General features: G+C 40.6%; 12 protein-coding genes. 11 read left to right on the plus strand and 1 reads right to left on the minus strand.

Going from position 1 to position 16,377, the window contains the following annotated elements:
* Window positions 1–714: 714 nt before the first annotated feature.
* Entirely contained in the window at window positions 715–1,197 is a 483-nt protein-coding gene (locus tag J2X61_RS20645) for a hypothetical protein (RefSeq protein WP_310190138.1), read from the minus strand.
* Between the two features lie 1,348 nt (window positions 1,198–2,545).
* On the opposite strand from J2X61_RS20645, the gene J2X61_RS20650 reads away from it, so the two are divergent.
* The 11 genes from J2X61_RS20650 (at window position 2,546) to J2X61_RS20700 (ending at window position 16,374) form a co-directional block, all read left to right on the plus strand.
* Entirely contained in the window at window positions 2,546–3,046 is a 501-nt protein-coding gene (locus J2X61_RS20650; protein ID WP_310190140.1) for a CBO0543 family protein, read from the plus strand.
* Window positions 3,047–3,212: 166 nt separating this feature from the next.
* The gene (locus J2X61_RS20655) at window positions 3,213–3,740 is read left to right on the plus strand and encodes a CBO0543 family protein (RefSeq protein ID WP_310190142.1); all 528 of its coding nucleotides are present in this window, start codon (window positions 3,213–3,215) and stop codon (window positions 3,738–3,740) included.
* 186 nt (window positions 3,741–3,926) lie between these two features.
* Window positions 3,927–4,454, plus strand: a complete 528-nt coding sequence (locus J2X61_RS20660; protein ID WP_310190143.1) for a hypothetical protein — start codon at window positions 3,927–3,929, stop codon at window positions 4,452–4,454.
* Window positions 4,455–5,243: 789 nt separating this feature from the next.
* The gene (locus J2X61_RS20665) at window positions 5,244–5,411 is read left to right on the plus strand and encodes a MerR family DNA-binding transcriptional regulator (protein WP_310190144.1); all 168 of its coding nucleotides are present in this window, start codon (window positions 5,244–5,246) and stop codon (window positions 5,409–5,411) included.
* Window positions 5,412–5,617: 206 nt separating this feature from the next.
* Window positions 5,618–6,523, plus strand: a complete 906-nt coding sequence (locus J2X61_RS20670) for an NAD(P)/FAD-dependent oxidoreductase (RefSeq protein WP_310190146.1) — start codon at window positions 5,618–5,620, stop codon at window positions 6,521–6,523.
* A gap of 526 nt (window positions 6,524–7,049) precedes the next feature.
* Window positions 7,050–7,436 carry an HIT family protein gene (locus J2X61_RS20675; RefSeq protein WP_310190148.1) on the plus strand — a complete coding sequence of 129 codons (387 nt, stop codon included), beginning with the start codon at window positions 7,050–7,052 and terminating at the stop codon, window positions 7,434–7,436.
* Window positions 7,437–7,890: 454 nt separating this feature from the next.
* Window positions 7,891–8,637, plus strand: a complete 747-nt coding sequence (locus tag J2X61_RS20680) for an AAC(3) family N-acetyltransferase (RefSeq protein WP_310190150.1) — start codon at window positions 7,891–7,893, stop codon at window positions 8,635–8,637.
* Window positions 8,638–9,570: 933 nt separating this feature from the next.
* A complete protein-coding gene (locus tag J2X61_RS20685; protein WP_310190152.1) occupies window positions 9,571–11,856 on the plus strand; it encodes a glycoside hydrolase family 95 protein in 2,286 nt (761 codons plus the stop codon).
* A 133-nt stretch (window positions 11,857–11,989) separates the two neighbouring features.
* Complete coding sequence (locus tag J2X61_RS20690) at window positions 11,990–12,328, plus strand: metallophosphoesterase family protein (RefSeq protein ID WP_310190154.1); 339 nt, start codon at window positions 11,990–11,992, stop codon at window positions 12,326–12,328.
* 288 nt (window positions 12,329–12,616) lie between these two features.
* Window positions 12,617–14,269 (plus strand): response regulator transcription factor, encoded by a 1,653-nt coding sequence (locus J2X61_RS20695; RefSeq protein WP_310190156.1) that lies wholly within the window; start codon window positions 12,617–12,619, stop codon window positions 14,267–14,269.
* Window positions 14,266–16,374: a heparinase II/III domain-containing protein gene (locus tag J2X61_RS20700; protein WP_310190158.1), complete on the plus strand. Its 2,109-nt coding sequence runs from the start codon at window positions 14,266–14,268 to the stop codon at window positions 16,372–16,374. Before J2X61_RS20695 ends, J2X61_RS20700 begins: the two co-directional genes overlap by 4 nt.
* The last annotated feature ends 3 nt before the right edge of the window (window positions 16,375–16,377 follow it).

Consider the following 16,377-nt stretch of genomic DNA (forward strand, 5'->3'; position numbering starts at 1 on the left):
ACCATTGAATGTTGTCTGCTAAAAAGTATTTAAAGGTCAAAAGCTGAGAAAACGAGAGTATTTGAGAGCAAAGCGTTTCTCTATAGAGGGAGTTTTCGCTAATAGGGTGGGTTAGAAACTCCATTGGGAAGTGGCTTTGTCTTTATTTACTGATCAGATGTGTATTTCGTATCAACTACACTTGATGTTTAAATACATGACGAGTTTATCTCCTGAATGGCCTAGACCGCCCCAACACGCGTCTCATCCAATGGAAGAAACCAATATTAAAACTATATGCCATAATATAGACCCCAACGGACAAGGCAGTATTCCATCTATTGTATTTAAATACATGTGCGAGATGTGCCAGATATTCCAGTCCTCCTGTTAGAAGGGAAAAACCTACGACATATAGGACGGTTTTCCATAGGCTTAACTTCCACTTATCATAGAAGTACAGAAAAAGGTACGCGGTCGGGCAATAGCAGAGAAAATAAATGAGCACATCCATCAGTTCATATTCTTTGGTATCGTTAATATCGTATAAATCAATTGGTTTTACAGAAATGATCGAATCAACGGTAAAAGCTACAAAAAAGTTCAACAGAATTATCGTTACTATCTCGATAACAAGAAACCTTCTCGGAAATAGCAGAGAAGAGATAATAACTATGGCTCCTGCCAGAAGGATAAACCATTCGTTTGCATCAAACCTTTGTGGCAAAGGTAATATCATGTGTGTGATTTCACCTTCACTTTCATCAACAATTTACTGATGAAGAGGCTAAAGCCCACTGTAACAATCAGTAAGGATCCCCACTCCAGTAAAGAATTCACAATACTCCATTTTTTCATGGTAAGAATAGTTAGGTGGTTTTCCAAATATTGTCCTGCTGTCATCGTGAAAATTCCTAGAGCAGTTAGTGCAATTTTCATAACTAATGAATTACGAGTGTAACTTAAGAAGAAAGTTAGCCAGAATAGACAAGAAGGGTAAAGAACAATCCTGTCGAGTTGAAAAGTTAAATATGTTGTAAGTACGGTGGGTGCATCAAATAACTTTATATTGGCACCTAAAACAGTTTCAATATTTTGTAGGACGCATGAAGCCATCATGAAGGTTAAAACTGTTTCCAACGGATGAAGACGACGTAGGGAGAAAATCAACGTTAACAATGCAACCGTTCCTAATATGGAATGAATAAGTAGTAGCATGAATTTTTTTTCTTCCTCTGTTTATTCAGTCAGTGAAAATTCGCTACATATAGTATTTGAAAAATCATCCTTTTTATCCAAAATGATATACAATCGGCTATCTTTGTTGAACTAAGTACGACAAGTTCTGCTATAAGCACCAAACTGTGCGAAAAGCAGGAAATTACTGAAGTAATTTTAACTTTACAACTGAGGGTGGGAATGACGGAACCATGTATCCTGAAACCATCCCGCCAATACTCCTGCATGCGTCATGTTTAACAGAACATGTGGTTTGAAGTACAGGTAGATTCGGCAGAATGAAGGCTGGAGCCGTCTTAACAGAAAAGGTATGCCAACAGATATGTCGCGGGGCTGAAAAACTGGATATGGTGAGAATGCTCGCACAGAAGCGGACTGACGAACTTCCGAATGTACAGGTCTAAAGTTAGAGCACACGGAAACTTGTGTACCATCAGACGATGGGGTGAGTGGCGTAAAGTAAAACTTTCTCATATGAAATACGCTATGCCGAACAAAGGCGGCATCAATCTCACAGGCTTAGAGGAAGCACCTAAGTTCAGAAAAAAAAGCTAGGTTGTAAGGGACTTGGAAAACAAGGGATGTTGCAAGAAGGGCTGTTCCACGAAACGGTTGCAATAAGGCAATCGCCGAAATGCATTTACCTTTGTGAGGGCAGGGGCACGACTGATGAAGCTTCTGTAATCGAGACGGAGGAATAGCACCAAGTCTAATTGAAATGAACGATCATTTTCCTTACGTGAATTGCACCGATCAGGTAGGAATGTGGGGACATCGCTTTGTCAGGAGGGATGCCACAGTGTAAGCTTTACGAAATTGGGAGTATTACGGCATGACGGAATCCTTTACAGACTTGTACGCAAGAGCAGCAGATATATGCGGCTTTTCGTATCAATAGGTTAACCAGAATATACTGGTTAGCCTATTTTATAGAAATTTTATGAAGAACGGCAAACATGAATATTAATTACATGCGGTTGATCTAACTGGCGGCGGAGCTAAATAACAATACCGGCGTGTACAACGGTAGCCTCGTTAATGGTCCTGAAGTCTTCGCCTATCTTGAGAGGGTATGCTCCCAAGTAAAGCCTAGAAGGAACTCACGATGGCATCAGGCTTGAGAAGCGTAGTTATCTGGAAGTGTTAGCGGCTGAGAAGGTGGAGAACTTGAAAAGACCGAGGGGGAGGATCACTGCGACAAATGGGCGATCCAGATCGGGTTGGAAAGCAACTGAATGATGCACATAAACCGAAGATTGAGTAGGATAAATGAAGGATTTATGGGCAGAATTAACAGAGAATTCAAATGCGGTTGAGGCGAAAACGTATGCATGTTGGTTTAGCAATCCTAAGTGTTATAGCAGCTTTATGGTGGTCAAACAGTAGACATTGGAAAAGATATCATTCAACCATGCTTTATATGACTTCAGGGGCATTTTTATATGAATATTTGACGAAAGATCAAACAATGTGGAAGTTTCACCCTGATTATTTTTACAATCAAACAGTAACTGTTGTTGTTTACGCAGTACTAACGATGCCTTTAAACATTCTTCTCTTTCTATCCACACTTCCGGAGAAAGGATTTTGGAAGAAATCCCTTCATATTACTATATGGATAACGATATATGCTTCTGTGGAATGGATGATGGTGATAACAGGTCGAATAAGCTATCAAAACAACTGGACCCTTTTATATTCTATATTTTTCGATATGATGATGTTCCCGATGATGATATTACATAGCCGTAGACCTGGCATTGCATATCTCCTCTCAGTTGGGATCGTTTGCTTTCTAATCTACGCTTTTAAGGTTCATCTGGATTAAGATTTATTACCCCTATGTTAGTTTGTTTTAGTTTTAAGGAGCCAAATGAAGCTAATGACAGTCAATAGTCGCGAATAACCAACCAGGATATGATGCCAAAATATGAATGGCGGTTTGTTAGCAGTTAGTTTAGCTAGGTAGTGAAATTAAATTCGAGGTAAAAACTATGAGTGATCAGTTACATGATATTCAAGAAAATGGTGCACATGCCGAATTGGTAAGATGGTTAACAAGTGGTGTTTTTACATGGCAGTGGTGGTTCTTGCTTGCTGGCTTAATAATACCATGGATCATTTTAGTAAAGTTAATTGATCGCAAAAGATCTCACTCTATATGGTGCTATGGACTTATGATACTAATTATTACATCCTTTACAGATGACGTCGGTGCCGAGATTGGTACTTGGGTGTATCCTGTTAAGCTAGTTCCATACTCTCTTATTTCATTCCCTTTTGATTTTTCTGCAGTTCCGGTTGTACAAATGTTGATTTTTCAATACTTCAGAACATGGAAAAGCTTTTCAATGGCTATATTCATTCAAGCACTTATTTTTGCATTTATTGGGGAACCATTTTCAGTTTGGGCCGGAACAATAACTTACTATGGTTGGACCTATGCTTATTCTTTCCTTTTCTATATTTTGACTGGTACTTTGACAAGGATATTCGTTAACTACTGGACACCAAGAAATTAACAGCTTTGATCCCATGAACATTTGTCGGGTGACAAAACTTTAACCCATTCCCGATATTGACAAGAACTTTATCTCATTCCCGACGAAAGGAATGTGGAGGGCTTAGCGATTAAGCTAACGGGCAGATTACGCTAATACCTAGTAAGTGCTATAATTTAGAAAATAATGGTCAAAAGGGCGGGAAAGATGGATTGCAAAATTTTACATAAAATTAGTGGATACTTAGATGGATTAGGTACGATTAATACACATTTTGGAACTTGTTATGGTCATGAATACGTGTTTTGTGAATCCGAAAATGATCTGCCTTTAGAGCAAGTTGTTATACAGTATAATAAGAGCAGCAATCTGAAAAACCACGATGACATTAAGTTCTTGCCGTTACGTCTCATCGAAGACTGGAAGGAAACTCTTTTTGAGGTTAGCGCATACTGGTTCTTCTCTCTCTATCGGATGCAAAACTTCCAAGTTCGAGTGACTTATTTCGATGATAATGGGGAGGAACTTCCTGAGATACCAGCTGAATTCGATAAAAGATCAAATTCAGTTAGCACCAAACTAATTGATCTAATAGATGAATTTTTTGATGGAAGAGAACTAAATGTATACAGATTAGAGACAGAAGTTGAAGAAAAAAATGAATTTGATTGGGAACAGTTTTATTTTGTTATTGATGGTAAGGTGTTTATTTTAGAGTTCTATCAGTGGGGTTAATAAAGATTGCCCTAACGAAGAACTTTGGCTGAATAAAGACACCGTAGCAACCGCTTTGAAATTGCTATATAAGTGGGTGATGAGATTTTGCCTTTAATAAGAGTGGACAACGGAAAATTTAACATCAATGCTCCCCTCAACAGACATGCAGAATATGTTGTAGTTGTTTGTACTGATTGTTTTGAGCAATACGTCCATGATGAAGAACATTGCTTACTTTATTTTGACCCAGAGGATCATTTGAAAAATTTCTTATCGGTATTCTCAGTAAATGATGAGCCCAAGTACTATCCGATTCCATGCAGGGGTTGTAGAAAAGTGGATTGGGACTTCATTAATTTAACAGAAAGAGCAGTTGCCGAATTGGGCCCTTGGGGGAAGTATCTTCGTAATTGGTATTTCGAATCGAAATTTCATGGAACGTCGTTGAAGTACGGGAACTATAGCTTAATAAAGAACTCCGCGGCAGCCTAGAACTTTTACGAGATATAGGGTTTAGAATCGTGAAGGGTGATCAATGTGTCGGGTGTCAGGTGACAAGAACATTATCTCATTAAGATCCGCGAAAACCGCGGCTTTTTCGTTTTATGGGATAAAGTTCTTGTCAAAACCAAATGACAAGAACTTTATCCCATTCCCGATTTTGACAAGAACTTTATCTCATTCCCGACGGAGGGCAGCGAGGAGTTTTTTCCAACTGATTGAACTAAAGGGCAGTTATACGCAACAAAACCTTATCCATATCTGCAGAAAAAGGACTTGACTTTAACGCTAGTGTCATACTTTATGATGAAACTAATCATTACAAAGAAGGGAGTTCATGATTTGAAAATAAGTAAAATCGCTAAACTAACCGGGATCAGTGCCAGATCCGTCCGGTATTATGAGCAGAAAGGATTACTCACGGTTTCTTGTCATGCCAATAATTATCGTGAGTTTGATGATTCTATTAATTGATCTGATAAATACGATTCAACTGTATCTTGGTTTAGGTTTAACAACGGATCAGATCAAGGATATTTTATATTGTAAGCATTCCGAAAATTCCGGAAACGGACTACATGGGGTTCAGCCAACAAAACGCGGATTTCGTACGTTAAGCGGCCCGTAAAATAACTGAATTTAATTTTGTTCCTGCAACCAAACTGAGAAGGAGGATTAACATGATTTACGATTGTGCAATCATTGGCGGGGGCCCGGCTGGACTCAATGCAGCATTAGTTCTAGGCAGGGCAAGGAGAAACGTAGCTTTGTTCGATCATAACAAGCCACGAAATGCTGTTACGCATGCTTCACATGGTTTTCTTACACGCGATGGTGTTACACCAGCAGAATTTCGGCGTATCGCATACGAGGAGGTGCTGAAGTATCCGTCAGTAGAGCATCATCACGTTGAAGTTACGGATATTCGCAAGCTTAATGCAGGATTTTTAATATCTACACACGAGGGGGAACAAATTCAAGCTCGCAAGCTATTGTTCGCTTCAGGCCTGCAAGAAACATTGCCAGATATCCCAGGTGTCAGGAATTTATATGGAAAAAGCCTCTTTTACTGTCCATATTGTGACGGCTGGGAACTCAGGGACAAATCGTTATTTGTGTTGTGGGATCATCCCCGCGTGTTCCAACATGCAAAGTTGCTCTATAATTGGAGTCGCGATCTTATCGTCTGTACCAATGGCCCTGGCATTCTGACTAATGAACAAAAGCAAATATTAGCTTCCCGTGACATCGTTGTCTCTGAACAATCTGTATCAGCTTTTCATGGTAGTGATGGCAAGTTGCGGCTAGTGGAGTTCACGGACGGATCTAGAATAGAGAGAACAGGCGGATTCATTGCACCTAAGTGGGTCCCACGGGCTGGTTTTCAACAAGAACTTGGTTATGCGGTAAACGATCTAGGTGGAATCCTAACCGATGGAATGGGAAAAAGCACGGTACCTGGTTTATTTGCAGCTGGGGAAGTGACCACTGGATTCCCCTCACAACTCATCGTGGCTGCTGCGGCTGGCAGTATTGCTGCCGCCAGCATTAATCTGGAATTGACAGAAGAAGCCTTTAGTTCCTGAAGGGCTTGACGGTCTCACCACACAATGGTTATTGTAGGTTCCTAAAGGCCGGTTTCTTGTCCGTACCGTCGGCAGGCGGAGTAGATCATTCCCTCCGGCGGGATCGCCCGCTCCGGACGAACAAGCGAATGATACAGCATCTCTTCGTTTAATCCCAAAACGGCAATCTCTACGATCTCGGCTTGGTGGGAGTCCGGTCTACGGGTAACTTCATAATCACAGTGATCAGGAGAGTAGTTCGGACTACGAGCTGCACACTGGTCTTTTTATAGTTTTTTTTGAGAATTATTAAATTACGTATAACTCTATTCAGACGAGGTAAGCGGATGTTCGGATTCCTTCATAGGATTCCTAAGATATTTGTACAGTCAGGATTGATACGTGATTCAACTAACGGGACACGATAGCTGAATAGCCAGGGAACAGATCGCCGCGCTGGCATCTGTTCTTTTTTAGTAACTGGCAGGAGAATTGAAAAGCTTAGGGGAATTTTAGGAGAATAAGGATATGGAAATGAGGGCTTAAGATGAGTTGTCCACTTTGTTTTCCAGAAAAAGACCGTGAACAGAGCATCGTTTTAAGTAATGATTACTGTATATTTGTTCAAAAACCCCAAGAAGTCTTAATAGGTTCTGGTTTGATTGTTCCAAAAATGCATAGAGAAACCGCTTTTGAATTAACGCCTGAAGAATGGCAAGCAACGTTTGAACTATTACAACAGGTCAAGGAATTATTAGATAAAGAATATGCTCCACAAGGATATAATCTTGGGTGGAATTGTGGAAATGTTGGAGGACAGGAAATATTTCACGCTCATATGCATGTAATTCCTAGATTTGATGATGAGCCTTTAGCTGGTAAAGGTATAAGGTATTGGTTAAAGCAAACAACGAACCAGCGTTCACTACGCTAACGGGGAACGTTAGTTCAATAAGAAATCAGGATGAAGCTGCTGTCGGGTGATAAGAACATAGTAACATTGAAAGCAGCATTCACTGAGCTTATTTGTTTTATGTTATAAAGTTCTTGTCAAAATGAAATGACAAGAACATGATAACATTCCCGACGAAGTCTAATTACAGGTTGCTCCGGTCGAAGACTGATCAAATAGCAGAGGCTGCATACTAGGAAGTTTCCATGCCTGGATGTTTGAATGACCAATGCTTGCAGTATAAATTCAAATCAAAATATGACAGACAAACCAGTTGCAATAAATGGTTATTACAATTGTTTCATCCATAAATAGCGAACAGTTCTTGCCGTTTGTTAAACGTCCGACTTTTCGTTTACGGAAGATTCGTAAACATTGGCTGTAGATGGCGTTATTTGTGATAAAATCCTCCTATAAGAATAAACGGAGGTACATTATGTTTACGAAGACTGATTTGATCGAGCATCTTCAAAATATCGGCGTTGACCCGCTTGGGACGTTGAAAATCCATATTTCGTATAAGGCAATCGGAGCGGTCGAGGGTGGTGCGGAGACTGTGCTTGATGCGCTGAGTGACTACATGAAGGACGGGTTGCTCGTGCTGGGGGCGCACACGTGGCGCAATGTCGGGACTGACAATCCGGTCTGCGACAACCTGTATACGCCAACATGCATCGGGGCGCTGACCGAGCTTTTTCGCAAGCGTCCAGGAGTCGTGCGTTCTCTGCACCCGACCCACTCAGTGGCAGCCTTTGGTAAAGATGCCGAGTCCTTTATCGCGGGCGAGGAACATCTGCAAACCCCATGCGGAGCGGGCGGCACCTATCACAAACTTTGGCAGCGGGGTGCCCAGATCCTGCTGATCGGCGTTAATTTTAGTCGTAACACTTTCATTCATGGGGTCGAGGAATGGGATGGGGCAGTCGGAACGATTTCTGCCGAGAAAACTGACTTATACACGATCGGGCCCAAAGGTGACCGCCACTACACGCCACAGTTTCGCCACTGCGCACGGGTCGGATCCAACACATTCACGAAACTCGAACCTGAAGCACTTAGTACCGGTGTAATGACCCTCGGGAAATTCGGCAACGCAACGACTAGATTAATGAGCGCGAAGCAACTCCGGGCTATGGTTGCCAAACATCTGAAGCAGGACCCGAACTATCTGACCGACTATTAATATTCTTTGCAATATATCTAAATTTACTTGCTACAGACAATCGTGCAGCTGCAACAGTGTTTGTAAAGGAGCTAATCCAAGATAAGATCGTACATTAAACCCTCAAACAAAAAACCATCATTCATAAATCGAATTAAGCAGCGACTCTAATTAAAACATAAGACAATTGAGCTAACGGGGAACGATAGCTGAATAGATATACCGCGGCAGCCGGCCATGACGATCGGCTGCCTTTTCCACGCTAACGGGCAGGTTAACGTGATATCTACGTAGAAAATTATTGAACGACACTATAACAGTAAGGGGTTAATTATGCAGGAAAAATATAAATTCAAGGTTGATTGGTGCAGCGCTTGTGATCAGGGCTGGATTGAGATAAAAAAGCATGTCAAAAATCATACTCAACTTATATTTAAATGTTCTGAATGCTTCGTGGAGTTCGAGAAATATGAAGATATAAATAAGAAGGCAATGAGCAGATCGTATAAATATCTACTCCATAATTAAGGCTATCGAATGGATTGCTTTGTTCCTTCTGCCTACGATGGATAGAAAATCAATGATCGTTACTAAGGAGGTATATTAATAATGAAAAAGAAAAGCATGCTGGTTGCCAGCGTCGCATTGTCTTTGTCGATTGTAGTTGGATCATATATTGGGTGATTATATTGCCCAAACACCACCTTTTTCCCACTTTCTTTTTTGAATGAGTAGGCTAGTCAAAGCAATCATAATGTGTAAGCGCTTTATTGTGTGGGTAGTAAAATAAAGATTAAGGGATAAATTACAACTAAAAAGCAAATCATATGTTTTTGAGTGGATTTTTGTCCCTTAATCACTGTTTTCACGCCTGCAATAAAGGGCCTCTCACTTTTATAATTAAAGAAATATAAAATTATTAATTTCTTCAATAAACTTCGGAGGCGAACAATTATGAAAAAACTATGGTTTGATAAACCAGCCATGGATTGGAACGAGGCTACGCCAATTGGCAATGGTTTCTTAGGGGGGATGGTATTTGGTGAGCCAAACAAAGATCGAGTACAACTGAATGAGGATTCTGTTTGGTATGGAGGTCCTCGCGATCGAAATAATCCTGATGCGTTTAAGTATTTACCTGAGGTAAGACGACTAATTATAAATGGCAAACTGACTGAGGCACATAAACTCACTGCTATGGCCCTATCCGGTACGCCAGACACACAGCGTCATTATTCGACTTTAGGTGACTTGCTTCTCACCTTCGGTCACCACGATTATAGAGAATATCGCAGAGAACTTGATCTTGATAACGCAATTGTGAAAGTTCAATATGAGTCAAATCAAGTTCAGTATCAGCGTGAATATTTTACAAGTTCCCCTGATCATATTATGGCAATCCGCTTAACAGCGAGTGAAAAGGGATGCATATCATTTGTAGCAAGGCTGGTTCGTGGAAGACAAAGATATCTTGATCAAAGTTATGGTTCAGAAGGCAATTCGATTATTATTACAGGGAACTGCGGTGGTACGGGCGGCTCGGATTTCGCAGTAAATCTGACAGCGATACCTGTAGGAGGTCGAATTCAAACTATTGGAGAGTTCCTAGTAGTGGAACAAGCAGATAGTGTAACGCTATTATTGACAGCAGAGACGACATATCGTCATTCTAATCCTTTACATGTTTGCAAGCATACGATTTTAGAGGCAAGTTCCTTCGACTATGAGATACTTCGAGCTCGTCACATTGAAGATTATCATAACCTTTTTGCTCGAGTCGATTTGACATTGGAAGACTCTTATCCGGAGATTAATGAAAACCTTCCTACAAATATTCGACTAGAACGGGTAAAGCAAGGGCAAGAGGATCCAAAATTAATTGCACTTTACTTTCATTTTGGCCGTTATCTTCTGATCGCAAGTAGCCGGATCGGTTCTCTACCTGCTAATCTTCAGGGGATCTGGAATGATGAGTTTACTCCACGATGGGATAGTAAATATACAATCAACATCAATACAGAAATGAACTATTGGCCCGCGGAAATTTGTAACTTGGCAGAATGCCACGAGCCTCTCTTTGACATGATCGAAAGGCTTCGAGAGCCTGGAAGAATTACTGCACAAAAGATGTACGGGTGTCGAGGATTTGTAACACATCATAATACAGACATTTGGGCGGATACAGCCCCACAGGATATCTCGCTTCATGCCACCCAGTGGCCGATGGGAGCAGCATGGTTGTGCCTTCACTTATGGGATCATTATGATTTTGGTAGAGACCCAGATCACTTGAGACGAAGTTATAATATTATGAAAGAAGCTGCAGAGTTTTTCCTTGATTTCCTCATCGAAAGCCCTGAAGGGGAATTGGTTACTTGTCCTTCAGTTTCACCGGAAAATACATACATTGCTCCTAGCGGAGAGAGTGGTACTCTGTGTTATGGTCCCTCGATGGATAATCAGATTTTGTTTGCATTGTTCTCAAGGGTGATTGAAGCTGGTGAACTGCTTAAGATTGACGAAGAATTCCGTGAACATGTCAAACGAACGTTAGAACGACTCCCTAAACCTAAAATTGGTAAGTATGGTCAGTTGCAGGAGTGGATCATTGATTACGATGAGAAAGAGCCAGGGCATAGACACATATCGCATTTATTCGCTCTACATCCAGGAAACCAAATTACTGTAAATGAGACACCTGAACTTGCCGATGCTGCAAGAATTACTTTGGAACGAAGACTAAAAAATGGTGGGGGCCATACCGGTTGGAGTCGAGCATGGATAATTAATATGTGGGCACGTCTTCAGGACGGCGAACTTGCTTACCAGAACGTACAGCAACTACTTCAGTCATCGACGCTTCCAAATCTATTTGATAATCATCCTCCATTTCAAATAGATGGTAATTTTGGAGGCACAGCGGGGATCGCCGAGATGCTATTGCAAAGTCATACAGGAGAAATTCACTTACTTCCTGCCCTTCCAAAGGCGTGGAAAGCAGGCTCTTTCAGTGGTTTAAGAGCACGCGGAGGATTTGAAGTTAATGTGAAGTGGCGGGATGGTCATCTTGTGAGTGCTAAAATTTACTCAAAAAATGGAAATACTTGTCGTGTTCGGGCAACGGGAACGATATTTGTAGAAACTTTTGAAGGTACGCAAATCACTGTACATCAGAGTCCTTTAAATATCATAGATTTCGTCACGGAAAAGGGAGGCGTGTATTTATTAAGATTTGTATGAGTAGTTTATGCTTAAAAAATAAACCAAGAAAGAGGTAGACTTAAATTTGCAGAATCAACTTGCATTTCGTGAGGATCGAACATTGGATTAAACGAAATCAGATCGAATGGTATGTTAATGAATCTAAAAAAAGTTGATTCCTATTGATTGTGCTGATGAAGCTCCGGTGCTTGCATTCTTTCACATTCCTCTCCCAGAGTACAAAGAAGTCTGGGTGCTAGGGAATTGTCGTGGCAATAAATTTGAAGAGATATGCTGCGCTAAAATAAAGTCGGGTTTGTTCTCTGTAATGCTTGAAAGAGGAGATGTAGTCGGTACTTTCGTCGGGCACGATTGTATCAACGACTATTGTGGAGATCTTCATGGTATTCAACTTTGCTATGGTCGAGCAACGGGATTCAACACTTATGGGAAAGATGGATTTCAAAGAGGTGACAGAATCATTCGTTTGACGCAAGGAGCGCTAATTTGAAACTTGGATAAGACTAGCCAATGGTTCAGTTATCGAACAGTTGCCTCGTGAGAATTCAGATAACAGAAATTGTCTATGATCTATACTGAGGATCAGTCCTTAATGTAAATTACAAAGACATGCTTTCTTGTCACAGAGAGAAGCATGTCTCTTTATATTAACTAGATGCGTTGAATTTTATCCCTATTCCGATGGACTTATACCTCAAATTCACTGTAATTTTTGTTACAATTAATAGCATATACTGTCGTTTGAGTTCAAGGTTATTGTGAGAAGGGGAGAATTTGAATGGAATTACCTTTTTATTCTGCTAGTCCCATTTCTATGTGCGTCATTGACGATATTCCAAGTGTTCTGGAAGGAGTGGCAACCCAGATTGATTGGAAAAGTCATGGTATAAATGTCTGTGGGACCGCAATGAACGGGGAAGAAGGAATTCGTCTCATTGAGCAATACAGGCCGAATATTATCGTTACGGATATTCGTATGCCGAAAATGGATGGGCTGGAACTTTCTCGTAAGGCTAAGGAGTTATTCCCAGAAACTAAAATTATATTGCTCACTGGATATACGGATTTTGAATATGCTCAGGAAGCAGTTCGTTTAGGCGCTTTTGATTTCATTACAAAACCTTTTTCGTTGAATCAAATTGAGCAAGTTGTACTAAAAGCGAAGCAAGCAGTTGAAGAGACTCTAAATAGAGCTATTGTATTAGAGGATTTGCAAAAGAAATTAACGGACAGCATGCCCATGTTACGACAAGAATATTGTAATTTATTGATCCGTTATCGAACAAATGAAGAAAATGCTAGACAACGCTGGGAGTTCATGCAAATTGAGGTTGACCCCGAAAGGCTTGCGGTCATGGTACTCGAAATTGATCGTTTCACCGACCTGAGTGAATATCTACCTATACAGGAAGTAGAACTTCTTAGATTTGCCATACAAAACGTTGTGGAGGATACAATAAGAATATTCACAAAAGGAGTAGTATTTCGGGAAAGTGAATCCCGGTTTACTGCAATATTTAATACTACGGAAAACATAACTGCCTTACTAGTTGCAGAGCATTGCTGCCAGAACGTTGAAAGGTTTACACGATATACCGTGTCAGTTGGGGTTGGAGGTGTGGTTGATCAAATCAAGAGTTTACCCTCCTCCTTTGAGCAGGCAATGTCTTCATTATCATATCATTTCTATACAGGTGGTAACGGAGTGGTATCTTTTAGCGATGTTTCGAATTCTTATTTACAGCTACCGAGATATTCCCCTGAAAAGGAGCAAGAGCTGCTCCTTTGCCTTCGTTCGGGTAACAAAAACAAGGCACTTGCACTACTAGACGACATATTGAATGAACTAATGCTTACTGACTCACAACCTAATCCAGAATACTTGATAAGCATACTACATGAGCTAGCATTTATGATGATTCGGACTCTACAAGAAAAAATATCATACGAAGAGCTGACTGATTTGAATTTCAGGATACGAGATATTAAGATACCAAGTTCTCTAAGCTTGCAGGAGGTTCGGCAGGAGCTGAAAGATATTTGTGGACAAGCCTGCGAAAAGGTGATGCACAAGTACCGTTCAGACGGTGCGAAAATCATAGACAATTCAATTAACTTTATCACGAATAACTTAGACAAAGATCTTAGCGTGACTCTTTGTGCTAAACAAGTTCATTTGAGTGCAAACTACTTTGCTAACCTGTTTAAAAAGACTATTGGGTGTACATTTCATCAGTTTGTTCTGCAAGAGAGAATGGAAAGAGCCAAAAAGATGTTACTTGCGGAGCAAAAGGTTCAAGAAATCGCTGAAATGCTTGGTTTTGTGGAAAGAAGATACTTTACCGGCGTTTTCAAAAAATATACTGGAATGACACCATCGGAATTTCGTGAAGCTTACATGAATACCATGGATGCAGAGGGCAGCAAATGAATGATATACAATTGAAAAGATTGAAAAGAAACGTCAGTTCTTTAGAATTCAGCCATGTAATTCAAGACATTCTTACTGAGGCAGAACGAATGATGAATATTTCTTATTCGATTGGTGCCACCGAGCGTGGTGATTGGGGGCATTATTACTATTGTTCTCATGATGCTTCGCGACTTTCGATGAGTTGGGAAAAACCGAAGAATCATCTATGTCCCCTCTGTGGTACCGAATGGGAAGGGGAGCCTTACGATTCGGCATGGGTTTCCCTTGCCCATTCAGCTATTGCCAACGGCATGAAAAGTCTAGTACTTGCTAGTCTTATTAAACAGGAAATTACATATTCGCAACATGCAAAGAGTATTTTTATAGCTTATGCTACACATTACAAAGGCTACCAGATTCATGGTTCGATTCCGTATAACGGTCCCGGAAAATTATTTGCTCAGACGCTTGACGAGTCACATTGGATCTTAGATCTTTGCATGGCTTATCTAATGATTTCAGATCAATGGTCAAAAAAGGAAAAAGAAATCATTAAGTTTGGGCTCTTTGAGCCTTGCGCACGGTTTCTTATTGATCACAGGGAGCAGCAGATCCATAATCACGCTGTTCTTATTAATTCAGCGATTGCTTCCCTTGGCTTTTTGCTTGACGATAAATCTATCATAAGTGCAGGACTTTATGGTGAGTACGGGCTGATTGACCAGATCGAACGGGGAATTCTTACTGATGGTTTTTGGTATGAAGGGGCCTTTCAATATCACTTTTACACCCTGCACCCAATAATTCAATATTGCATGATCGTTGAAGGCAGTTCGTGGGATCTCCGCTATAATCCTAAAATAAAAAGTATGTTCGACTTTCCGCTTGATTACATATTACCTGATGGCTTTTTCGCTTCGTTAAACGACGCTAGTTCTAAGGCTGGGCTTCACAGTTATGCGCATTTCTACGAAGTCGCTTTAGACTGGTATAACGATATTCGTTACCTGGAATTACTAGAGTTAGCCTACGGTATAAGCAACTTACCAGACCATGATTCAAGACAAATCACAACAATTCCACGAAATTCAATATTTGCGCTTTTGTATGGGGAACCCCTAGAGGATATGAGAATATCAAAGTTTCCTGGATATGAGCGGGTACTTATTAACTGTATGTCGTCGCATAGCTCATCAAATGAGAGCGGTCTAACGAAGCTAATTAATCGCAGGCAGTGGCATCTAACGATTAAACACAGCTTGTTCGGTGGCGAACATGATCATTTAGATCGGCTTGGACTTTCTTTCGGCTGTGGTAGGCTTCCGTTGTTCATTGATCCTGGTACGACTGCTTACGCTGTGCCAGCTCACTATGCCTGGTTTAAGCATACTTACTCGCATAATACCATATGCGTGAACGGTAAAGATCAACCGCCGGCAGACGCTAAGTTGATTACTATGTGCAAGGAATCCTGGGGCGCTTGGACGGAAAGCGCGGTAGATTGGTGTCATGACGAGTATTACTTAAAGAATAAAATCATCTTACCTGCTGAAATGTGTTCGTGGGATAACGAAGCCTATGACGGGGTAGGATTACGCAGAATTAATGTTCTGACAGATCGGTTCTTACTTGACATTGTAAAAGTGACTGTTCCAGTTGAGAAAGAGATTGATTTGTTATTTCATATGAACGGTCAATTGGTAGACGAATCTGTCTGGTCAAAGACGGATGATACATTGAGTGAGTTGTCTCAAGAGATGTTTAAGAATAAAAGAAAGAAACCGTTTCAGGCGACTGAACGATTCATCTGGCATATGGGAGAAGCTTTCGTGGAACATATTGCATTTTGCTCTAAACAGAGTACGTTATACACAGCGTGTACGTTAGACAATCCACCCAATCAGGTGCGGCAGACACTGATTGAACGAGCGAACATCGAAAATGAAGTGATGTTTATTAACGCTTTTTCTTATGACCATGTTATTGGTAGTTCTCCAATGGCTTTAGAAGTTACAAAACAGGGTGAAACTTCCTATGACTTGAAACTGACAGTTGATGGAAGTGATTATCTAATTTTGTTCAATTGGGAAATGGTAAAAGTAGAATTAAAAGCGTTTTTATAATTA

Origin of the sequence: Bacillus sp. 3255 (assembly GCF_031456485.1) — a bacterium.
Taxonomy (GTDB): Bacteria; Bacillota; Bacilli; order Paenibacillales; family NBRC-103111; genus Paenibacillus_E.